This window comes from Desulfitispora alkaliphila (genome assembly GCF_050433185.1).
GTDB classification, from domain to species: Bacteria; Bacillota; Desulfitisporia; order Desulfitisporales; family Desulfitisporaceae; genus Desulfitispora; species Desulfitispora alkaliphila.
In genome coordinates this window covers 1-23373 of record NZ_JBNPXS010000033.1, presented here as the reverse complement: position 1 = coordinate 23373, position 23373 = coordinate 1, and the positions used below count along the sequence as shown (strand labels likewise).

Here is a 23373-nt window from a genome sequence, read left to right as displayed (position 1 = left end):
AATGATGGTATTGGTTACTTACGATGTTAATACGGAGGATTTTGAGGGTCAAAAACGCCTTAGAAAAATTGCCAAACAATGTGAAAACTATGGACAGAGAGTACAAAACTCAGTCTTTGAATGTTTAGTAGATCCGACTCAATTTACTGAACTAAAACTTAGACTAGAGAACATAATGGACAAAGAAAAGGATAGCTTAAGGTATTACTTCTTGGGAAAGAACTGGAAAAATAGAGTAGAACATGTAGGCAGTAAAGAGGCATACGATCCAGAAGGCCTCCTTATGATTTAATATAGCGCGAATGTAAAGAGAACATAAAAAGACGTGTATATTCGCACTCAAGAGTTTTATGGGTTTGAGTGTCTTTGAACCAAAAAAAGTAGCAAAAAAGTATAGTTATAATAGAGGTTCGCAGATACAGTGCCTAAAAGCATTGATATAATAAGGTTTTTTATTAGTGCTGTCGCACCCCTCGCGGGTGCGTGGATTGAAATATTTTCTGGTCCTATAGAACCGCGGTCACTGTCGCGTCGCACCCCTCGCGGGTGCGTGGATTGAAATTATATGTCGGCAGAAACTATTTCCAAAGGGTAGTGGTCGCACCCCTCGCGGGTGCGTGGATTGAAATGTAAAAATCAAAGTCCCTCTCTTTGGCCGCCAGTGTCGCACCCCTCGCGGGTGCGTGGATTGAAATAAGCAGTACCACCGTTCCTGCTTACGGTCTATCGTCGCACCCCTCGCGGGTGCGTGGATTGAAATTTTTCTGATTTTATCCCAATCCATGTCACATAGCACGTCGCACCCCTCGCGGGTGCGTGGATTGAAATCTAGCTGTATCTAGGTGGTGAAAAGCCCTGCCCGTCGCACCCCTCGCGGGTGCGTGGATTGAAATTCTGTAATATGCTCGTTAAAAACTTGCACAGTTAGTCGCACCCCTCGCGGGTGCGTGGATTGAAATATCACTTGCGTTAACTATATCGGCACAAGCCTTAGTCGCACCCCTCGCGGGTGCGTGGATTGAAATTTACTTTAGCCATTCCCTTTCCCCCTTTCTGTTGTCGCACCCCTCGCGGGTGCGTGGATTGAAATATTAACTACCATTGACACAACTCGCATTACCACGTCGCACCCCTCGCGGGTGCGTGGATTGAAATTTATTTACGTCTAGTCTTTCGGGTATAACCACGTCGCACCCCTCGCGGGTGCGTGGATTGAAATCGCTAGGTGATGATAAGTACCATGTTATAAGCCGTCGCACCCCTCGCGGGTGCGTGGATTGAAATCAAAACTGCCTTTCATATGTTTTCAAATCCTACACGTCGCACCCCTCGCGGGTGCGTGGATTGAAATCCATCTCATACCGTCAGTATTCGGTATTTCTCCGTCGCACCCCTCGCGGGTGCGTGGATTGAAATAGATATTTATTTACAAACGAATACCTGTGCGGCACGTCGCACCCCTCGCGGGTGCGTGGATTGAAATGCTTTTGTTCAGTTGTAATCTGGAATCTGAAACCGTCGCACCCCTCGCGGGTGCGTGGATTGAAATTCCTGCGTTAGCTCAGCTCCAGTTTTCGGATTTCGTCGCACCCCTCGCGGGTGCGTGGATTGAAATCTTTGGTAGAAGATGATAAAAGATTGAAGAAACGTCGCACCCCTCGCGGGTGCGTGGATTGAAATACGTGTCAAGCCTAGCTTGAGCGACCAGGCCGCCGTCGCACCCCTCGCGGGTGCGTGGATTGAAATCTGATAGTGTATTACCTCTTGTATAGTCAATTTGACTGTCGCACCCCTCGCGGGTGCGTGGATTGAAATTAGCGTTTTCTAAAGCATCTGTATTATCATCATCAAGTCGCACCCCTCGCGGGTGCGTGGATTGAAATTCATTTGTTTATTTGCCATCTTGCATCACCTTAAGTCGCACCCCTCGCGGGTGCGTGGATTGAAATCTAACAGACTACGGCGTAAGAAAAACCTTAGACGAAGTCGCACCCCTCGCGGGTGCGTGGATTGAAATAACATAAACCAGCTGGAAGTCCACCAGGGCACGCGTCGCACCCCTCGCGGGTGCGTGGATTGAAATATAATTACAGTAGCGTAAAAAATTTGGTCCCCTAGTCGCACCCCTCGCGGGTGCGTGGATTGAAATACTATACAACTTTCTCAATTCATGTGCTAAGTTCTCGTCGCACCCCTCGCGGGTGCGTGGATTGAAATCTTGTTTAGCTTTAAAGCATTTTGCCAGTATGAAGTGTCGCACCCCTCGCGGGTGCGTGGATTGAAATATAAATTGTGGAAAGGTAGTTGTCACATTTGTGGCAGTCGCACCCCTCGCGGGTGCGTGGATTGAAATTAAGCGGTAAATATTGTAGCTCCTGGTCTGCTGCTGTCGCACCCCTCGCGGGTGCGTGGATTGAAATCTATTGGCATACCAGTGCTTGCCACCCTTTCAACGTCGCACCCCTCGCGGGTGCGTGGATTGAAATGGTGATGTCAACTCCAGTATCAACCCACTGTGCCTGTCGCACCCCTCGCGGGTGCGTGGATTGAAATTTATCTTACTTACTATTATATAGGGTTTTGTGGGTCGCACCCCTCGCGGGTGCGTGGATTGAAATATTGGCAGCTCATAGACTCCGCATTGACTGGTCTTGTCGCACCCTTCATGGGTGCGTGGATTGAAATATCTTAGGAATAATGCTATTATCATAAATAACAAGTCGCACCCCTCGCGGGTGCGTGGATTGAAATTTTGTCGTTATATAGAAGTTGTTTGTCTAGTGTTGTCGCACCCCTCGCGGGTGCGTGGATTGAAATAATGGTATTGGTCCAAGGGTAGTCATACCATCAGCCGTCGCACCCCCCGCGGGTGCGTGGATTGAAATATATATTGTTTTTGTGTTTATTTTTCTAATTCATGTCGCACCCTGCATGGGTATGTATTGAAAATCTATCACACTTCGGTACAATATATCGGAATGGTCAAAAAATTGACTTGTTGCTTCAGGGCATGATACAATTTGCTTGGTGTAGTTTATAATAATTCTAAAAAGTTGAGAGGGGGGACAGGCATGGCTAATAAGAAGAATGTTTCTGAGAAATTTAAATTGCGAAAACGGGTAATGGAAGAAGTAGCTAAACTAGCATTGAAAAACGAATTAGCACAAAAGATAGATGACCTTCCTGACAGATTACTAGAAACTCAAGGGGACACAAAATACCGCTGTTGCGAGTATAAGGAAAAAGCTATTTATGCAGAAAGAATCAAAAGTGCTTTAGGCCTAAACCCGCAAACTCAGTATAGAAAACAGCGACTGAGCAGTTTATTAGAGATGTCGTTTCAAGAGCCGGATGTGAATCACAATCAAGTTAGCGTCATGGATATAGCCTGCGAAGGTTGCCCGATTAATAAATTCTTTATTACTAATGCGTGTCAGAATTGCCTAGACCACTCATGTCAAAGAGCCTGCCCGAAGGATGCTATTTCCGTTGTGCAAAGTCAAGCATATATTGATCAAACATTATGTGTTGAATGCGGTATTTGCAAAAAAGCATGTCACTATAGTGCGGTTGTGGAAATCAATAGACCTTGTGAAGCAGCTTGTTTAGTGGGAGCTATAACGGCAACTAATGATAGAAAAGCGGAAATTAATAATGATAAGTGTATAGAATGCGGTGCCTGCATATCGGGATGCCCCTTTGCAGCAATCACTGAGCGGTCACAAATTGTAAAAGTGATAGAGCTGTTGCGAGATGAAAAGGTTGTGGCTATGATTGCTCCTGCTTTTATAGGTCAATTTGGTCACAAGACCGAGGCTGAACAGGTCATACAAGCATTGAAGAAACTAGGGTTTGCTGAAGTTTATGAGGTAGCCTTAGGTGCAGATATGGTTTCCTTAGAAGAATTAGAGGAATTTAAAGCAAAGGTACCAAGTGAACAAGAATTTATGACCACCTCTTGTTGCCCTGCTTTTGTAGGTATGATAGATAAGCACTTTCCTGATTTGAGTAAGAATATTTCTAGTACAATTTCACCTATGGTTGCACTAGCAAAGCATTTAAAGAGAGATTCAGATACGAAGACGGTCTTTATTGGACCTTGTATAGCAAAAAAATCAGAAGCTAGGGATAGTGGAGTTGTGGATTCTGTTCTCACATTTGAAGAACTAGCTGCCTTGTTTGAAGCAGCAGATATAGATTTAAGTCAGCTAACAGAAGATGGAGTAGAAATAAAAGCTAATGCATCCCAAGCAGCTAGAGCTTTTGCTAAAGCTGGTGGGGTAACCCGATCTATAGAAAAACTTTTAACTGAAGAAGAAAAAAGTGTTTTTAATCCTGATTCAGCCCAAGGGTTAGAAGAGTGCATGGCTAAACTTAAAGAAATGAGTTCTGGGAAATCTCAAGCTAACTTTTTTGAAGGAATGGTCTGTACGGGTGGATGTATTGGCGGACCAGGAACAATAGTTAACCATAAAATGGCACAAAGGTTTCTTGAAAAACTTAGCCAAAGTTCAGATAAAAGAGATGCCGCAGAAAATGAATTGGCAGGAAAGATAAAAGAAGATATAAAAGAGGAAATGCATCGTTAGGTATATACCGTAAGTTATATATAAGTTGTCGACCTTTAACATTAAGTTGGAGGTCGATTTTTTTTGCATTAAATCAGCTATTTAGGGAATTTTAAGTAGAGAATAATAAAAAGAGGAGACAGGCAAATGATTCAGTTTAAACAAGTGGGCAAAGTGTTTAATGATGGATTTCGTGCTCTAGAAGACATTAATTTAAATGTTAAAGAAGGGGAGCTGTTGGTCTTAATTGGACCTAGTGGTTCGGGTAAGACAACCACCATGAGAATGATAAATCGATTGATTGAACCAACAGAGGGGGAAATATATGTAAAAGGTGAGCTCATAAAAAGTCAAGATACAGTGGAGCTAAGGAGAAATATTGGCTATGTGATTCAGCATATCGGTTTACTCCCTCATATGACTATTGCAGAAAATGTAGCCTTGGTGCCCAAGCTAAAGAAATGGAATAAAGATGACTACATGAAAAAAGTAAATGAGTTACTTGACTTAGTGGGCTTAGAACCAGATGTATATGGAAACAGGTATCCAAAAGAATTAAGTGGAGGTCAACAGCAGCGGGTGGGTGTAATCCGTTCACTAGCAGCAGATCCAGAGATAATTCTGATGGACGAGCCCTTTAGCGCACTAGACCCTATTAGTAGGGAGCAACTGCAAGATGAGTTAGTAAAGCTGCAAGAGGAAATAAAAAAGACCATTGTATTTGTTACCCATGATATGGATGAAGCGTTAAAGATAGCCGATAGAATTTGTTTGATGCGCGATGGGAAGATAGTACAACTAGATACACCTGAAAACATATTGCGTCACCCTGCCAATGATTTTGTCAGGTCTTTTATCGGTCAAGATAGGTTAAGTGAAGCAGAAGATTTACCTGGGATTTCTGAGGTAATGGTGGAGCCCATTACAGCTAAACCAAATCGTGGTTTGGCAGAAGCCATAAAATTTATGCGTCAAAAGAAAGTGGACAGTCTTTTAGTAGTTGATAAGGAAAAAAGGTTAATGGGCTCAGCTAGTGTGTGGAGCATTCAAAGAAAGTATAAGGATGAAACATTAACTATTCAAGATATTATGAAGACAGAAATTCCCACCATAAAGGAAGATCAGTCACTGCAAGATGGGATTGATATTATGAGTGAGCATAATCTATCCTATTTAGCTGTAACAGACAAAGAAAAGACATTAAAAGGAGTAATAACTCGAGCAAGTTTAGTTGATGTAATGGCAGATAAATTCGGAGTAAATTAATAGCAAGAGGTGAAGTCTGATGGATTTTATCCAGAGTATAATTAATAGGTGGCCGGCTATTGTAACTGGTACATATGAGCATATTCAATTAACAGCAGTCTCATTGTTTATAGCTGTCCTGATAGCTGTTCCTTTGGGAATTATATTGACTCGGAATCGTCGATATTCTGATGCGGTAATCGGCATTACGGCAGTTTTTCAAACCATTCCCAGTCTGGCTCTGTTGGGATTTATGATACCCATTTTAGGGATTGGTTTTACTCCTTCAATTGTAGCACTGACTATTTATGGGCTACTACCAATTTTGAGAAATACCTATACGGGTCTTACCGGAGTAGATAAGGCTGCAGTTGAAGCTGGTGTGGGTATGGGAATGACCTCAAGGCAAATTTTATTTATGATTGAGTTACCCCTAGCTCTTAATATTATTATGGCAGGGATTAGAACATCAACTGTGTTGATTATTGGTGTGGCTACATTAGCCGCTTTAATCGGTGGCGGAGGGCTAGGAGATTTGATTTTTCGGGGCATTGCCATGGCAAATTCAGCAATAATTTTAGCGGGCGCAATACCCGCAGCTATTTTAGCCATAATTTTTGACAGTCTGCTAAAATGGGGTGAATTTAGAGTTACTCCTGAAGGACTTAAAAAATAAATGTTAGAAAGGAGTATTTACATGAAGAGAAAAATATTAATACTAATGGTTCTTTTGGTAGTAGCTATATTTGCTTCCGGTTGCCCTATTGGGGGTGGTGGAGCGCAAGATACTGTAGTTATAGGAGGAAAGAACTTTACTGAACAGGATATATTGGTGTTTATGATGCGAGATATGATAGAGGCACATACAGATATTAATGTGGATACAAGGGCATTTTTAGGTGGAACTAATGTAGTGGCTCAGGCCATTGAGCGGGGAGATTTGGATATTTACCCAGAATATACAGGGACAGGGTTGATGATTATTTTGGATGAAGAGGCTATGGAAGATCCACAGGAAGTATATGATTATGTAAAGAGTAGATATGAAGAGGAAAGAAATCTTACTTGGTTAGAGCCTTTCGGATATAATAACACCTACGCCATGGCAATGCGAGAAGACCATGCTGAAGAATTAGGCATAGAAACATTGAGTGAGTTAGCTGAACACGCACCTAACTTAACTCTCGGGGCAACTCAGGAATTTCTAGAGAGAGAAGATGGCTTTATCGGGCTACAGGAGGTGTATGGTATGACCTTTGCCGACACACGAGGACTGGATCCGGGCTTAACATATGCTGCTGTAAGAGATGGAGAAGCTGATGTAAATGATGCTTTTTCCACCGATGGGAGAATAGTGGCATTTAACCTAAAGACATTAGAAGACGATAAAAATCTATTCCCCCCCTATTATGCAGCCCCAGTAGTGCGATTAGATACATTGGAGAGGTTCCCTGAATTAGCAGATGCGTTGAATAGAATGGAAGGCATCTTAGATGAAACTACCATGTCAGAGCTTAACGCTCGAGTGGACCTAGAAGGGGAAGATGCAGCAGCAGTGGCAAATGAATTTTTACGTTCGGAGGGATTATTAGAATAAGGCTACCTAAGTAATATAAAGAGATATTTTAAAGAAGCCATTGTGTTTACTCACTGACACGGTGGCTTTTTTGTTGATTACAGAAAGAGGATATGATATACTCTCCACAACAGGTGACAAGACACATGTAAACCACCAGAGGAGGGGCAAGCATATGAGTGGGGAATTAACAGAATTGCAATTGATAGAGGAAATAGAGAGGCTAAAAAAAGAAAAGAATGCTATTTTGCTAGCTCATAACTATCAGATACCTGAAATACAAAAAGTAGCCGATATAGTTGGCGATTCTTTAAAGCTAAGTCAAGAAGCAGCTAAGGCAGAAGCTCACATGATACTACTAAGTGGTGTACACTTTATGGCTGAGAGTGTGAAGATCTTATCGCCCCAGAAGAAGGTTATCTTACCGGTTGCTGATGCGGGGTGCCCTATGGCAGAAATGGTGGATGCTGAGAGGTTGAGAGAATTTAAAAGGGAATATCCTGGTGCACCAGTAGTATGTTATGTGAACTCATCGGCAGAAGTTAAGGCAGAAAGCCATATATGCTGTACTTCTTCGAATGCTGTCAGTGTTGTGAAAAGTTTAGATGCTGATAAAGTGCTATTTGTACCAGATAAAAATCTGGGGCATTATGTGCAAATGCAGATTCCTGAAAAAGAAATAATATCCTGGGAGGGTTTTTGTATAACGCATCATAGGGTTAAGACTAAAGCAATAGACACAGCAAAAAAACTTCATCCTGATGCACCAATTTTAGCTCATCCAGAGTGCGCACCTGAAGTAGTGCAAAGGGCTGATTTTGTAGGGAGTACTTCTCAAATCATAAGAAGAGCAGGGGAAATGGATAGCCAAAGCTTTATAATAGGTACGGAGATGGGAATATTGCACCAACTGGAGCAGAATAACCCCGAGAAGAAATTCTATTTACTTTCTGAGGATTTATATTGTTTAAATATGAAAAAGACAAACTTAAAGAGTATTTATAATGCACTTATGAAAGAGGAAAAAGAAATATTTGTCGATGAAGATATTCGTTTAGCGGCACTAGTAACATTGGAAAGAATGTTGAAAGTACAATGAAAATAACTAGACATAAGAATAAGAATAGTGATGTTGTAATTGTGGGTACAGGTATAGCGGGACTATTCATAGCTTTAAATATAGATAAGAAGTATAAAGTGACTCTGCTCTGCAAGGGAACACTTGACGAAAACAATAGTATTCTAGCCCAAGGGGGCATAGCTGCTTCTGTAAGTCCTCAAAATCATTACCAAGATACAATTAAAGCGGGAGGGTGTATCAATAGCAAGGAAGCTGTTAAAGTTCTAATTAACAACTCAATGTCAGCAGTAGAAAAGTTAATTAAATATGGTGTTGATTTTGATAGAGATGTTAAGGGGAGGTTGAAGTTTACCCGTGAAGGAGGGCATAGTGAAAAGAATATTCTTCATGTCAAGGATGCTACCGGCAGGGAAATAGTCCAAGCTTTACAAAAAAGAGTTGGAGAAAGAGAAAATATAGTTATCAAAGAAAACTGCTTTGCTGTTGACATTATTACAGTTGGAGGCAGAGCAAAAGCCGTTAAAGCTTTTGGTAGAGAAGGAGAAAAGGAAATTTATCAAGGTAAGGCTATCGTACTAGCCACAGGGGGGATTGGGGGAGTATATAAGAACACCTCCAATTTAGAGATGTTAACTGGTGACGGAATTGCTATGGCATATCGCGCTGGAGCTAAAATTGAAAACATGGAGTTTGTACAATTTCACCCTACTGTTTTATACGAACAACGAGAAGGGCAAAACTTTCTCATAACAGAAGCTGTTAGGGGAGAAGGTGGAATTTTAAGAAATATAAAAGGGAAAGAGTTTATGGGTAAATACCATCCTATGAAAGAGTTGGCTCCTAGGGATATTGTGGCTAGAAGTATATATAACGAGATGAAGGAGACCCACAGTTCCTATGTGTATTTAGATTTAACCCATAAAGCAGGAGATTTTGTAAAAGCGAGATTCCCTAATATATACAAATACTGTATTCATAAGGGTATTGATATTACTAAAGAATATATTCCTGTGGCTCCAAGCCAACATTATCTTATGGGGGGAATAGCTACTGATACAAGAGGGAGAACTAATATTGATGGTCTATATGCTTGCGGTGAATGCGCCAGTACTGGCGTTCACGGTAGCAATCGGCTGGCCAGTAATTCCTTGTTAGAGGCAATTGTATTTGGGGATAGAGTTGCAACTACAATAAATAAAAACTTGAAAAATTATCATATAAAAAAAAGTGTGGATATACCTTATAACACATTGTATAAAGAACAGCCCTTTGCTATCTGTGCGGAAGGTTTAGATTTTATAAAACAGAAAATAAAAGAGATGATGACACAACATGTTGCTATTGTGAGAAGTGATAATGAACTTAAAGAGGCTCTAAAAGAGATTAAGAAATTAAGCGAACAATTAGAGTCCCATCGTAAAGATAAAGTTTCCTATCTAGAAGTAGTTAGCTCTGTAACAATAGCAGGTTTGATTATTGAAGGTGCATTAAAAAGAAGTCAAAGCATTGGAGCTCACTATAAGGTTGGGTAAAGCAAGTAAGTTTGAAGGGGGAATTTTATGTACAACGCACTAGTGGTGAAAGATATTATAATGAATGCCTTAAAGGAAGACATGAATTATGGTGATGTGACAACTGACGCATTGATTGATGCAGAAATCAGGGGAAGAGCTGTAATTAGTGTGAAAGAAGACGGTATTATGGCGGGAATAGGTGTGGCTCAAGATGTTTTTACCATACTAGATAGTACAATAAACTTTACAGCTATAAAATCAGATGGAAATAAGATCAAGGCAGGGGAAGAAATAGCAATAATTGAGGGCAAAATTAATAGTTTGCTGAAGGCAGAAAGGCTGGCCTTGAATTTTTTACAGCGAATGTCTGGTATTGCCACAAAGGCAATGCAATACTCAGATGCTGTTAATGGGTTTGCAGTAAGGGTTGTAGATACTAGAAAAACAACACCTGGTCTTAGAGCCTTAGAAAAATATGCTGTGAGAGTAGGTGGTTGCTACAATCATAGGTATAATTTATCTGACGGAGTGTTAATAAAAGATAATCACATTAAAGCTGTAGGTGGAGTACTAGAGGCTATCTCTATGGTGAAAAACAGAATTCCACATCATATGAAAATTGAAATTGAAGTTGAAAATTTAGTTCAGCTGCAAGAAGCTCTAGATGCAGGTGCTGACGTGATAATGTTGGACAATATGGACTTGGAAATCATGAGAAGGGCAGTAGAAATAACATCAAAAAGAGCGCTCTTAGAGGCGTCAGGCAATATCACGCTAGAAACAGTAAAACAGGTTGCCCAGACTGGTGTAGATATTATCTCGGTGGGTGACTTAACTCATTCTATAAAAGCACTGGACATTAGCTTGAATATAGAAAGAAATACTTGATAATTTTCCAAAATATGATATTATATAAATAAGAATAATTATAATTTAATACGCTTTTCTAAACTCGAGGAGGCTTTTAGGCATCTGAGAGCAAGGAAAATGGACTCTTGGAACATTATTTAATGTGCCCTTTTCTGTGCTGTCAGAAAAGGGCTTTTTGTGTTTAGGGGGAGAGGGGGAATGGGAAGTGAGTTTAAATGAAACACCTAGAGCAAATAGGGTACACATAGCCTTTTTTGGGCGCCGCAATGCGGGTAAGTCTAGTTTGATTAATGCTGTTACTGGGCAGGAAATCGCACTGGTATCCTCGGTGAAGGGTACTACAGCTGATCCTGTGTATAAGCCTATGGAACTTTTACCAGTTGGGCCTGTAGTAATTATAGATACAGCGGGGTTAGATGACGTAGGAGAATTGGGTGAACTGCGCAAGCAAAAGACGCTAGAAGTATTACACAAAACAGATTTAGCTGTATTGGTTGTAGATGCGGAGATAGGTCTTACTCAGTTTGAAAGAGAGACAGCAGACATAATCAGAGGAAAAAAAATACCTGCAATTGGGGTGATAAACAAAACAGACAAGAAAAAGGTCTCTGGAACAACTGTAAAAGAGTATGGGGAGCAGTTAAATATGCCTATTGTGCTTGTTTCTGCCCTTAAAAGCCAGGGAGTAGAGGAGCTCAAGAAAGCAATTATAGATGTTTTACCTGAAGAAAAAGACAAGTTTAAGATAGTAGGTGATTTAATCTCACCTGGTGAAATGGCAGTCCTGGTAGTTCCTATCGATGGGGCTGCACCTAAAGGGCGCTTGATAATGCCTCAGCAGCAGACCATTAGAGATATTATGGATAATGGTGGGATGGCAGTTGTAGTTAAGGAGACGGGCCTAAAGCAAGCTCTAGGAAATTTAGCGCAAAAGCCCAAGCTGGTTATCACTGACTCACAAGTTTTCCAACAGGTGGCCAGGGATACACCGGATGATATCTTTCTCACGTCTTTTTCAATCCTTTTTGCCAGAAACAAAGGGGATTTAGGGGAATTGGTTAAGGGCGCAAGAACCATTAGTAGATTAAAAGATGGGGATAAGGTTTTAATTGCTGAAGCCTGTACCCATCATCGACAGCCTGAGGATATTGGGAGAGTGAAAATACCTAAATGGATTGAGCAGAAAACTGGTAAAGATATAATATTTGAGTTTTCTAATGGAGTAAGCTTTCCCGATAACCTGAGGGAATATGCCTTAGTAGTTCACTGTGGGGGATGTATGCTAAACAAAAAAGCCATGCATTATCGCATTGAACAGGCAGTGGCAGCACAAGTCCCCATAGTAAACTACGGTGTACTAATTGCCTATGTACAGGGAATCCTGGATAGAGCAATTGAGCCATTTTCTATTTCTTTTTAGAGACCGCGCTTTTAACATTGACGCCTGAAACGTTGCCTAGCTTGCCAGTTAAGCTGCCAATTTGGTCAGTAGTGCCATCCACAATAATGGACATGACGCTGATTCCTCGCTCGCGGTAGGGGATTCCCATTCGACCTATTATAATAGGAGCACTTTCGTGCAGGATGTCATTTATAATACTGGCCTTGTCAAGGTCTTCAACTATTATGCTTACAACACCTATACGCTTTTCCATAATTTATCGCCACCTTTTTAAAGTACTTTGGTCTTATTATAAAGAAAAAAAATAACTGTTACAACAAGTAGGGTTGTACAGAAGGGAGAATATCATGAAAAAACTAGGGGAAAGAGCAACATTTATTGATGATAATAGAATTGAGGGGCTTTTAGAACAGGGGAATAAGTGTAACAAGGAAGAGATTAGGAGAATTATAGCCAAGGGAAAAGAAGCTAAAGGACTTACCGTGGAAGAAGTAGCAGCACTTCTGCAAGTTACTGACTTAGATTTGGAACAAGAATTGTTTAAGGCTGCTGAGTCTGTGAAAAAGCAAATATACGGGAATAGGATGGTTATTTTTGCACCGCTATATATATCCAATTATTGCGTTAATCGATGTGAATACTGCGGATACAAGTGTACTAATTCATTTCCTAGAAAAAAACTGACAGATGAGGAAATTGTACGGGAAGTGGAGATAATTGAGAACCTGGGGCATAAGCGCATTGCTTTGGAGGCAGGTGAGGATGACAGGAACTGTCCCATTGAATACGTTCTGCACGCAATGGATGTAATCTATAATACGAAAAGCAAAAACGGGAGCATCAGGAGAATTAACGTAAATATTGCTGCCACTACGGTAGATAACTACAAAAAGGTTAAAGAAGCAGGAGTAGGAACTTATATCCTGTTTCAGGAAACATATCACAGGGAAACGTACAAAAAAATGCATCCTGCAGGCCCTAAAAGTGATTACGATTATCACACTACAGCTATGGATAGGGCTATGGAAGCGGGAATTGACGATGTGGGTATAGGAGCTCTCTTTGGTTTATACGATTATAAGTATGAAGTGATGGGCTTAATGCTACACACCTGTCAATTAGAGGAAAAGTTTGGAGTTGGGCCCCATACCATTTCAGTGCCACGACTGAAGAAAGCTATAGACGTTTCCTTAGAACAATACCCTCATCTTGTTACAGATGAAGAGTTTAAGCGAATAGTTGCAATCTTGCGTTTGGCAGTACCATATACAGGAATAATCCTGTCCACTCGAGAGGAGCCCAGGTTTAGAGAGGAAGTCTTTTCAGTGGGAGTATCTCAGATAAGTGCAGGTTCTTGTACCGGAGTAGGTGGATATAAGGAGAGTGAAGGGCAAGGGGGAATGCAATTTGAGGTTGCAGATAATCGAACGCCTAATCAAGTGATAAAATCCATGTGTAAACAAGGATACCTTCCCAGCTACTGCACAGCCTGTTACCGTATGGGGCGTACAGGAGATAGATTTATGCAATTTGCCAAGAGTGGCAAAATTCATGATCTGTGCTACCCAAATGCCATGATAACCTTTAAAGAGTACATGGAGGATTACGGAGATGAGGAACTAAAAGAGCTAGGTGAAGAAGTGATACAAGCTAATCTAAAAAATATCCCCAGTGAAAAAATGAGAGCCACCACAATAGATAGATTAGGGAAAGTAGCTATGGGAGAGCGAGATTTATATTTCTAGGTGATGGGGTGACAAAATTGTTAAAAGAATTACTAAGTAAGCTTAACGAACAAAATAATTTAACTTATGATGAAATTGTTTATATTATAAAACATTTGGATCAGGAAAGTGAGCAATTATTATTTCAGTATGCCAACGAGACTAGAAAGAAGCATTGTGGATTGTCGGTATACATGCGGGGGTTAATAGAATTTTCCAATTTTTGCAGGTGCAATTGCCATTATTGCGGATTGCGTGTGGACAATAAAAAGATTGAAAGATATCGCTTAAGTGAGGCGAAAATCATGGATTGCTGTGAAGTAGGCTATCAGTTAGGCTACCGGACCTTTGTACTTCAAAGCGGTGAGGACCCCTATTATACAAAAGCAGTTCTAGGTCAATTGATTAAAAAAATTAAAGATAGGTTTCCTGATGTGGCAATAACCTTATCTGTAGGGGAACGCAGTTTTGATGAATATAAGTATTTTTTCGATATGGGTGCTGATCGTTATCTATTGAGACATGAAACAGTCTCTCCAAAACTGTATGAAGAGCTTCATCAGGGCATGAAGTTAGAAAGGAGGAAAGAGTGTTTGGCAGCATTAAAGGAAATAGGCTACCAAGTGGGAGCGGGTTTTATGGTAGGGTTGCCTGGGGAGAGAGCGGAAGATTTAGCAGCAGACTTAGTATTTTTGAAGAAGCTTAATCCCCATATGGTGGGAATAGGACCTTTTATCCCTCACGAAGATACTCCTTTAGGCTATGCAACTGGGGGCACTATCGAACAGACATTAGTTATGATAGCCATGACTCGGTTGCTAATACCTGATGCTCTACTTCCATCAACCACTGCCATGGGATCCCTAGACCCCAAGGGTAGAGAAAAAGCCATCAAAGCAGGTGCAAATGTAGTTATGCCTAACTTGTCCCCTACAGATGTCAGGGCTAAATATGAACTGTACAAAAATAAAATTTGTTTAGAGGATGAGGCTGCTCACTGCAGACAGTGCATAGAGAAGAGGATCAACTCCACAGGCTTCAAGGTAAATATGAAGCGGGGGGATAGTCCGCGAAATATTGGTAATTAAGTAAATTTCAGTGACAGTGAAAAAAATGTCGATTACTGTGATTTTTATCATATTCATTAGAGGATTTTTTGTGTTAATAGCGAATATAGCTTAGTGATTAGACTTTATTTAGAAAAGTTATTATTTAATAGTTAGTATAAATGCAATCTACAAAGCCAGAAAATACATGCACTAAATATTCAGAAAATTATTTAAATTTATCAAAACCTGACTATTCATGAAATTAGTATTTAGTAAAATTTCATTTTGTTTAAGTAAACAGAATGAAATTTTGCGTGTTAAAATATATAATTAATATTTTAAAATATTGGAAATAGGAGGGATATCATGAAAAAAGGTAATGATTTCGAAAAGGAAAAAAGTGTAACTAGACGCCGGTTCTTGAAGATGATGTCATTAGCTGGTTTGACTGGTGCATCGGCATCCATGTCGGGCTGTCTCGTGAGAGACGAGCAAATTGGCGAAAGTGGTTGGATGCCAGAACAATACCAAAATGCAGGAACATTTCCTGTTCAGGCTAGAGGACGTATAGCAATAGATCCATTTAGCCCATCTTTGAGCAGAGATGACCAAAAATGTATTTTGTGTGGACAGTGTATTGAGGTCTGTAAAAACTCTCAAACTGTGTTTGGGCACTATGAGCTTCCAGTTAAAGACGATTTTATGTGTGTTAATTGTGGACAGTGTGCACTTTGGTGTCCAACAGCTTCAATTACTGAAAGGTCCTATATTGACGAGGTAAAGAAAGCTTTAGCTGATCCCAATAAGCATGTGATAGTACAAACTGCGCCTGCTACTAGAGTTGGTTTAGGTGAAGAGTTTGGCTTGCCGGCAGGGGCTTGGGTAGAAGGTCAACAGGTAGCAGCTTTGAAAGAATTAGGATTTGATGCAGTAATGGATACAAACTTTACTGCAGACTTGACGATTATGGAAGAGGGTAGTGAGTTAGTCGGAAGGATTAAAAATGGTGAGCTTGATAGATTGCCGCAGGTTACATCCTGTTGTCCAGGGTGGATTAAATTCTGTGAATATTATTACCCAGACTTAATCAAAAACCTTTCAACTGCAAAATCACCTCAGCAAATGTTTGGAACATTGGCAAAAACATATTATGCGAAGCATAAAGATATTGACCCAGAAAACATATACTCTGTATCTATTATGCCATGTACTGCAAAGAAATTTGAAGCATCTAGACCTGAGTTTAACACTGCGGGTGAGTACTGGGGTAATGAAGCTATACAGGATGTAGATGCGGTATTAACTACTAGAGAATTAGCACGCTTGGTTAAAGGGGAAGGCATTGATTTAACTGAACTTCCAGAAAAACAGTATGATTCTCTAATGGGTGAAGGATCAGGAGCAGCTTTAATATTTGGTAATACAGGTGGTGTAATGCAGGCTGCTATTAGATCAGCATACTTCTTGATAACTGGCCAGCCTTGTCCAGAAGCTGCATTTAATATTAAGCCACTTCAGAGCCTTGAGGGAGTGAAAGAGGCTAGTCTAGAGATACCAGGTGTTGGGCAGTTAAACATTGCTATTGTTCACAGCCTGAAAAACGCTAGAACTATCATGGATGCAGTTAGAAAGGGAGAAGCTCCTTACCACTTTATTGAAGTTATGGCTTGTGAAGGGGGTTGTATTTCTGGAGGAGGACAGCCTAGAACTGCAGTACCGCCTGCGGATCATGTGCGAGCTGAAAGAAATGCTATGTTGATGAAAAAGGATGCATCTTATGAGCTGCGTGAGAGCCATGAGAATAGTGAGATTTTACAAATTTATGAGAATTTCTTAGATCACCCAATGGGTGAAAAAGCATATAAGCTATTGCATACAAAGTATACACCTAGAGATGGTGCCTTTACTGCAAAGCGTTTGGTTTAAAAATAGATAAAATGGAGGTGTAATTCATGAGCAAGGGTGTATTAGTAGATATTACAAAATGTATCGGATGCGGCAGCTGTGTTGTTGCCTGTAAGCTATGGAACGAGCGTAAATTTGATGATAAAAACCCGGGTGTTGCGGAAACCCCCATATTAAATGACCATAACTGGACTACAGTTAGCCAAAAGCGAGTAGAAAAAGACGGAGAAGAAGTATGGCGCTTTACTAAGAAGCAATGTCTTCACTGCCTGCAGCCAGCCTGTAAAGTTGTTTGTTTCTCTAAGTCATTTAAAGTTACTGATGAAGGAGCAGTAGTATATAACCCTAAGCTATGTGTTGGTTGTCGTTATTGTATGCTATCCTGTCCTTTCGAGATACCAAAGTACGAGTGGGATAGAGTACTGCCTAATGTGGTAAAGTGTCAGATGTGTCACTCTAAGATAACTAATGGCGAGTCGCCGGCTTGTATTGGAGTTTGTCCTACAGATGCACTTGAATTTGGAGATAGAGAAGAGCTGTTGGCCAAAGCAAAAGCAAAAATTAAAGAGAATAACTCTTATGTAAATCATGTATATGGAGAAAAGGAAGCAGGCGGAACTAGTTGGATGTATATTTCCGATGTGCCCTTTGACAAGGTTGGTCTACCTACTAACATAACTCATAGACCAATTCCCAACTATGTTAAAGACTTTACTCAATGGGTGCCCCATATGTTTATTGGTGGCGGTGCACTGCTAGCGGGCCTATCATTTTACACTAAGCGTAGAAACAAACTAGAAGGCTCGAAAGATAATGACAAAGGGTAAGGAAATTAATAAAAAAATAAAATTGGGAGGTATATGAGATGGGTAGTGAGAAATGGAATTTTAGAATGACGCCGGTAAGAGTAACGCTCATATTATTACTTGTTATGGGTGTTGCTATGTGTATATTCCGTATGGCTACGGGCCTTGGGTATTCTACAAATCTAACTGATGCGTGGCCTTGGGGACTTTGGATTATAGTTGACCTAACTGCAGTAGCTCTAGCTGGTGCAGGATACAGTATGGCAGTATTAGCACATATTCTACATGTTAAAGATTTTATGCCACTAGCGCGACGGGGTTTATTGATTTCACTGTGCGGGTACATTTTTGTACTTCTTACTTTATTAATGGAAATCGGAAGATGGGATAATGCTTATCGTCCACTTATTTCTTGGGGAGCATCATCACCATTATTTGAGGTTTTTGTAGCGATTTCTATCTATATGATTATTCAAACCTTAGAGTTTGGAGAAGTAGTCACTGAAAAAGTGTTTAAACCATTAAACAAAGTTATCGCAGTAACATTACCAGTTGTATTTTTCTTAGGTGCTCTTATTCCTTTTGGACACCAAGCTTCCTTGGGTGCAGTTTACTTGGCAATGCCGACTAAGCTAGATCCACTTTGGTTTTCTAGTATGATGCCTTGGTTCTTCTTGATTACATCTTTTTATGTGGGTCCTGCAATGATTATGTTAGATGCTCTGTGGTCAAGTAAGGCTTATAAGCACAAATTGGATATGGGTCCATTAAAGAAATTGGCAAGAGTTGCTGGTTCCCTAATGGCAATTTACTTTGTGTGGAAGGTTATTGATCTATCAAGATTAGGTCACCTTCAAAATGCTTTTGCTGGCGGCTTCCAAGGTAATATGTTTTTAATCGAGATGCTTATAGGTGTACTAGTTCCAGCTATTATTTGCTTCACTCCTTGGATTTCTACTAGAGCGGGAATGCTATCATTCTCACTACTAGCAATCTTTGGAATTGCAATGAACAGATTTAATGTAGTTTATACAGGAATGGTAGATTCTCTAGGTGCAACCTATGTTCCAAACGTGGTAGAGTGGGGTATTACAATAGGACTTGTAGCCTTAGTAGCACTAATTTACTTATTTGTTGTAGAAAACTTCAAAATTTACGAGTACTCAGAGCAAGAGGCTGTGGAAGAACAAACTAGAACTTCTACTGCTAAAGAGATTCCAGCTTACAGCTCAAAATAAAAGCTCAATAAAGCCCTCTAGGCAGTTTGAAAACTGTTTAGGGGGCTTTGTTATAATAATTTTATGCACTTACATAAGTAGGAAAAGTATAAAGGATGGTGAAATATACTAGTATAGGGTTATAAGGATTATTGAAAAGGAGAATTTTAATGTGGATCTATTAGTGATATTAAGAGATTTAGTAATCTTGGTAGGCTTAGGACTTTTAGGTTGGGCGATATTTGCGTTTCTACGCTTACCAGTTCCGCCTTTATTAGGGGCCATAGTTGTAATTGGATCCCTTAGAGTTGCCGGTGTATCTTTGCCTGAAGCTCCAGGATTCATCTCACTTTTAGCTCAAGTTGTATTAGGTGTATATATTGGAGCTAAAATAAATAAACAGGTACTTGCCCAAATGAAAGAAATTGTTATACCTGGTCTAATAATTGTAGCATGGTCACTAGGTGTGGCATTTGGGTTAGGAGTATTATTGCATTATGTGACATATCTAGATTTATATACGGCTATCTTGGCATCTAGTATGGGTGGAATGCCAGAAATGACTGTCATAGCATTGGCCACGCATGCCCAGGTAGAAGTAGTAATATTAATGCAGTTATTTAGAATGATTATCACGGTAATAATTTTTCCCTTTATCCTAAAGCAAGTGGTTAATAAGGGTGATGAAATAGCAGAAACGGAAGCTGGAAGTGGTATTGATAATAAAACAGAAAAGAAGCTGGACTTTAAATTAATTGGATATTGGGTAGCTACCTTCGCTTTAGCTTTGGCTGGTAGTCTGATTTTTGAAACAATAGGAGTGCCTGCAGGAGCCATGGTTGGAGCCATGCTTGTAGTAGCTTTGGCCTCAGCGCGAGATCTTCCAATGCAAAAACCTTCAGCAAAAACATTTAAGTTTATGTTACTAGGAATAGGGGTTGTAGCTGCAAATAATATTAATCAAGAAACTATCCAGCATTTAATGACTGCAGAGATATTTCAAGTTGCAATTATATCAGCCGTAGTCCTTTTTATATCATCGATTTTTGTATCTTATTTAATCTACAGGATTACCGCTTGGGATTATACAACTTGTTTTTTGGCAGCGGCACCTGCGGGTTTTACGGTAATGACTATGTTAGCAGTTGAATATAATAGGGACCCGATGAGGGTATCTCTTTTGCACTTAAGTAGATTGATAGCCTTAAAGGCGTTTATCCCAATTATATTTATGTTTTTGATTAGTTAGTTGCAAACATCCAGGATGTTCGTGTAAAATTATGGTGAATAAATGACATAATGAGGTGAGCCCAAGTGAAAGAAAAAGTGATTATGTTTACCACAAAAACTTGACCAAAGTGCTATCCGGCGAAGGTGTACCTTCGAGAGCAGGGAATAGACTTTGAAGAAAAGGATGTGAACGAAAGTGTAGACGCGAGAAGACAGTTTTCTAGGCTGAGACTCCCCGGTGTCCCTTCTTTTCTAATAGGTGACCAAGTAGTAATAGGATTAGACAAAGAAAAGATATTAGAGCTATGTAAATAATAATGAAGGGAGCAGGATATGTACACTATTATTTTTGTACTAGTTGTAGCTGTAGTGATTTTGAGAATAAGAGATAACCAAAATATTAAGCAAAAAGAGGACCATGTAAATACAAATAGCTCGTCTGCTCATTATAAATCAGGATACGAAAAATTATTAGCAGCAAAAAAGAAATATCCAGATAACCCACAGGTGAATTTTGCCTCTACTCCCACAATGATGGCTGGACTTTTGGCATACTACGCTTTTGTTCACAACAGTGATGCCAAAGCTGCTGATATGGACGGAGCTTTACATCAGATGAATATGGCAGACTCGGCAGAAATGCAGATGCACATGGACAATATGTTAGCTGATCAAGATTTTTTAAATAAGCTCCATTATGACCAACAGTTTGCCCAAGATATTGAGATGAACATATCTGAACATACTTTTGATATAACTGAAATAAACCATACTGAGCTTATGGACACCACTGCTATGGATGAAGCTATGAAAATGGTCACACCTTTTGAACACGGAGGATATGACATGCACTGGGGGAATAGTTTTAACGAACCTAGCTTTACTGGAGAAGATAATCATCACGATTTCGATGACTTTAATGACCACCACGACGACTTTAATGACCACCACGACGACTTTCATGACCATAATGATTTTGGAGGACATGACTTCGGAGGACATAATCACTTTTAATTATTAGTGATATATTGGGGGAGTTATTAGATGGATTCTTTCGAAGAGGTGCGTCGTAAGGCCTTGGAGTTGCCTGGAGAAAGATACATAGCTGTGGTTAAACCGGAAGACATTGTAGTGTTAAAGGCTGTAAAAGAAGCTAAGGAGTTAGGATTGCCCTATATTAATAGGGAACGCTGCCAGCATTAGAGAACTAGCAGGGCAGGTCCGGGAATATGATTTATAAAGTCTTGGTCTATTTGGGGAATATCGAAGCTGCTGGAATAGTTGTTGGCGCTGCTGCTCCAATAGTGCTAACGTCTAAAACGGCGATTAAAAAACGAGGCAACCTAAAATTTAGGTCACCTCGTCTTTTTTTAAAATTTAGTTCAGCTCATTTTTTATAATTTCCCAAATTTCTTTACGCTCGAAACCACGACGCCATGAAGCAATACCTGCTAAGTCATACTTATTAGCTAACTGCACCCTTTTGCTAATAGACTTTTCATTTTCTAACCAAACTTTATAGGTAGAGTTTCCATCAGTCCATTGAGCATAATCTTGACCGCTGTTTTCGTCATAAGTAACTGTAGCACCATTCTCCTTTATAAGGCGTTCGGCTGCTTCCATTGAAAGAGCTCGTGAAGATACGCTGATTGATCCATCGGGCTGCTTTTCCTCTTGCCAAACACGAGTGTAAAAGGGGATTCCCAAGAGCACTTTTTCACTGGGGACTTGCTCTAGAACACCTACAAGGCCTCTTTCTACCCAAGGTAGGCTGGCTACAGAACCTGCTTGAGGACTAGTTGCCCAGTGCTCATCGTATGTCATTACAGCCATGTAATCAACTATTTCCCCTAGTGCAGTCCTATCGTAGATACGGGACCAATTATCGCTGGTTGACCTGATTGTTACGTCGATGGAAACAGTAAGCCCTTGCTCGTGCATTAAAGGGGTCATTTCTCGTACAAATTGGGTTAATAAGTCTCGATCTTTTAAATGCATGTTTTCAAAGTCGATGTTAATTCCATCTAAGTTGTAGAGTTCAGCTAATACTAAAAGCTGATTAATTACTTTCTTTCTCTTTTTTGTACTGCTCAAAACCTCATGGGTTAAATCTCGATCAAATTTGTTTGTAATAAGGCCCCATACTTGATACCCATTATGGTGAGCCCATTTTACGTAAGCCTTATCAGCGTTATTTTCTATATTCCCGTCAGAATCTTTGAGATGAAACCAAGTAGGTGAAACTACATTAACTCCAGGAATATATGCAATATCAGCAGGGTTAGCAGTTCTTCTATTTACGTACTCCCAAGTTAAATTAATTTTTTCCCCCATAGGTTTCCAAGCTGCCCGTTCTTTAGGATGGGGATATTCCACAATCTCAGCTCCTTTAAAGTGAACGCCATTTTTGTGTATGTATCCAACTAGACCATTGTTTGTTTGCACCTGATAGTAATCCTGGCGTTCTCCCAATATAGTTAAAGTACTGCCAGTGGCAATCTTATCAATGCGAGGTGAACGAACTGAGGGGGTGCTCCTCAGAATTGCATCACTGTCTTTAACTGTGCCGAGAGCTCTAGGTTCTAATAAATCCCTTACGACTATTCGTTTGGTTTCCTCATCTACTGTTAGTTCAATCTGATAAAGGTCTTTTAAGAAATTTATGGGGACAAAGGGGGTGCTCTCAACTACTTCTAGAGTGGCGTTGATTTCCACTGGCTCCCTGTTAATATATGCAGTTAGATTGTCCGTAGCCATAGAAACTTTTTTATCAGCAGTAGTAATAATGACTATCTCTTCTTCCTCATCCCAGTAAAGGTTTGGATCTATGTATTTTTGGATAAAATCTGCTCCTAGAAGAACTTGATTTTTATGTACTATTGCCTGGTTAGAATAAAGCTTATCCCCATAAACTACTTGCCACTCTTTTCCGTAATAGGGGATTGTTTTTAAACCAGGATAGAAGTATAAGCTGACAAAACTAATAATGATGATTAGAAATGTTGCTAAAACAAAACAACTACTTTTTTTAAATCTGTTTTTTTTCTTTATACTGCGCCTTGTTTCAGGAACAGCAGTTTCCATGTAATATTCCTCCTTCTATAAAGTTAATATTTCTCTTTAATACTCACTCATTCTCAGTATTTCATTATCACCTAACAGTGGGTCAGCCTCAGGAACTGGATA

General features: G+C 40.1%; 19 protein-coding genes, 1 pseudogene and 1 CRISPR repeat array. Of the genes and pseudogenes, 18 read left to right on the top strand and 2 right to left on the bottom strand.

What is annotated here, in order from left to right; translation table 11 throughout:
• Position 1: 1 nt before the first annotated feature.
• The 9 genes from cas2 to hydF all read left to right on the top strand — a co-directional run bounded on the left by cas2 (position 2) and on the right by hydF (position 12274).
• Entirely contained in the window at positions 2 to 292 is a 291-nt protein-coding gene (cas2, locus tag GGQ84_RS11580; RefSeq protein ID WP_429162807.1) for a CRISPR-associated endonuclease Cas2, read from the top strand.
• Positions 293 to 463: 171 nt separating this feature from the next.
• Positions 464 to 2885: a CRISPR direct-repeat array (repeat unit 32 nt; unit sequence GTCGCACCCCTCGCGGGTGCGTGGATTGAAAT).
• Between the two features lie 186 nt (positions 2886 to 3071).
• On the top strand, positions 3072 to 4589 hold the full coding sequence (locus GGQ84_RS11575) for a 4Fe-4S dicluster domain-containing protein (protein WP_429162805.1): 1518 nt from the start codon (positions 3072 to 3074) through the stop codon (positions 4587 to 4589).
• A 126-nt stretch (positions 4590 to 4715) separates the two neighbouring features.
• A complete protein-coding gene (locus GGQ84_RS11570) occupies positions 4716 to 5834 on the top strand; it encodes an ABC transporter ATP-binding protein (protein ID WP_429162803.1) in 1119 nt (372 codons plus the stop codon).
• A 19-nt stretch (positions 5835 to 5853) separates the two neighbouring features.
• A complete protein-coding gene (locus tag GGQ84_RS11565; protein WP_429162801.1) occupies positions 5854 to 6489 on the top strand; it encodes an ABC transporter permease in 636 nt (211 codons plus the stop codon).
• A gap of 21 nt (positions 6490 to 6510) precedes the next feature.
• Positions 6511 to 7410 carry an ABC transporter substrate-binding protein gene (locus GGQ84_RS11560; RefSeq protein ID WP_429162799.1) on the top strand — a complete coding sequence of 300 codons (900 nt, stop codon included), beginning with the start codon at positions 6511 to 6513 and terminating at the stop codon, positions 7408 to 7410.
• Between the two features lie 154 nt (positions 7411 to 7564).
• Positions 7565 to 8488: a quinolinate synthase NadA gene (nadA, locus tag GGQ84_RS11555; RefSeq protein ID WP_488168091.1), complete on the top strand. Its 924-nt coding sequence runs from the start codon at positions 7565 to 7567 to the stop codon at positions 8486 to 8488.
• Positions 8485 to 10002, top strand: a complete 1518-nt coding sequence (gene nadB / locus GGQ84_RS11550; RefSeq protein WP_429162795.1) for an L-aspartate oxidase — start codon at positions 8485 to 8487, stop codon at positions 10000 to 10002. Before nadA ends, nadB begins: the two co-directional genes overlap by 4 nt.
• Positions 10003 to 10029: 27 nt before the next feature.
• The gene (gene nadC / locus GGQ84_RS11545) at positions 10030 to 10872 is read left to right on the top strand and encodes a carboxylating nicotinate-nucleotide diphosphorylase (protein ID WP_429162794.1); all 843 of its coding nucleotides are present in this window, start codon (positions 10030 to 10032) and stop codon (positions 10870 to 10872) included.
• 187 nt (positions 10873 to 11059) lie between these two features.
• Complete coding sequence (gene hydF, locus GGQ84_RS11540) at positions 11060 to 12274, top strand: [FeFe] hydrogenase H-cluster maturation GTPase HydF (protein WP_429162792.1); 1215 nt, start codon at positions 11060 to 11062, stop codon at positions 12272 to 12274.
• Here hydF and GGQ84_RS11535 read toward each other — a convergent pair.
• Positions 12261 to 12509: a TM1266 family iron-only hydrogenase system putative regulator gene (locus tag GGQ84_RS11535; protein WP_429162790.1), complete on the bottom strand. Its 249-nt coding sequence runs from the start codon at positions 12507 to 12509 to the stop codon at positions 12261 to 12263. The two genes, hydF and GGQ84_RS11535, sit on opposite strands and share 14 nt — an antisense overlap.
• Positions 12510 to 12603: 94 nt before the next feature.
• Between GGQ84_RS11535 and hydG the strand changes: the two genes are divergently transcribed.
• From hydG to GGQ84_RS11490, 9 genes and pseudogenes are all read left to right on the top strand, one after another.
• On the top strand, positions 12604 to 14001 hold the full coding sequence (hydG, locus tag GGQ84_RS11530; RefSeq protein WP_429162789.1) for a [FeFe] hydrogenase H-cluster radical SAM maturase HydG: 1398 nt from the start codon (positions 12604 to 12606) through the stop codon (positions 13999 to 14001).
• Between the two features lie 8 nt (positions 14002 to 14009).
• Positions 14010 to 15068 carry a [FeFe] hydrogenase H-cluster radical SAM maturase HydE gene (gene hydE, locus GGQ84_RS11525; RefSeq protein ID WP_429162787.1) on the top strand — a complete coding sequence of 353 codons (1059 nt, stop codon included), beginning with the start codon at positions 14010 to 14012 and terminating at the stop codon, positions 15066 to 15068.
• 327 nt (positions 15069 to 15395) lie between these two features.
• Positions 15396 to 16955, top strand: a complete 1560-nt coding sequence (locus tag GGQ84_RS11520) for a [FeFe] hydrogenase, group A (protein WP_429162785.1) — start codon at positions 15396 to 15398, stop codon at positions 16953 to 16955.
• A gap of 26 nt (positions 16956 to 16981) precedes the next feature.
• Positions 16982 to 17761 carry a 4Fe-4S dicluster domain-containing protein gene (locus GGQ84_RS11515; RefSeq protein WP_429162784.1) on the top strand — a complete coding sequence of 260 codons (780 nt, stop codon included), beginning with the start codon at positions 16982 to 16984 and terminating at the stop codon, positions 17759 to 17761.
• Between the two features lie 38 nt (positions 17762 to 17799).
• Entirely contained in the window at positions 17800 to 18978 is a 1179-nt protein-coding gene (nrfD, locus tag GGQ84_RS11510; RefSeq protein WP_429162782.1) for an NrfD/PsrC family molybdoenzyme membrane anchor subunit, read from the top strand.
• Between the two features lie 151 nt (positions 18979 to 19129).
• Entirely contained in the window at positions 19130 to 20206 is a 1077-nt protein-coding gene (locus tag GGQ84_RS11505; RefSeq protein ID WP_429162780.1) for an AbrB family transcriptional regulator, read from the top strand.
• A 116-nt stretch (positions 20207 to 20322) separates the two neighbouring features.
• Positions 20323 to 20502 (top strand): annotated as a pseudogene (locus GGQ84_RS11500) (glutaredoxin family protein); the annotation flags it as partial.
• Between the two features lie 18 nt (positions 20503 to 20520).
• Complete coding sequence (locus tag GGQ84_RS11495) at positions 20521 to 21201, top strand: hypothetical protein (protein WP_429162778.1); 681 nt, start codon at positions 20521 to 20523, stop codon at positions 21199 to 21201.
• A gap of 30 nt (positions 21202 to 21231) precedes the next feature.
• Complete coding sequence (locus GGQ84_RS11490; RefSeq protein ID WP_429162776.1) at positions 21232 to 21390, top strand: hypothetical protein; 159 nt, start codon at positions 21232 to 21234, stop codon at positions 21388 to 21390.
• 174 nt (positions 21391 to 21564) lie between these two features.
• Here the strand turns inward: GGQ84_RS11490 and GGQ84_RS11485 are convergent, their stop codons facing one another.
• Positions 21565 to 23271: a glycosyl hydrolase family 18 protein gene (locus GGQ84_RS11485; protein WP_429162774.1), complete on the bottom strand. Its 1707-nt coding sequence runs from the start codon at positions 23269 to 23271 to the stop codon at positions 21565 to 21567.
• Positions 23272 to 23373 lie beyond the last annotated feature (102 nt).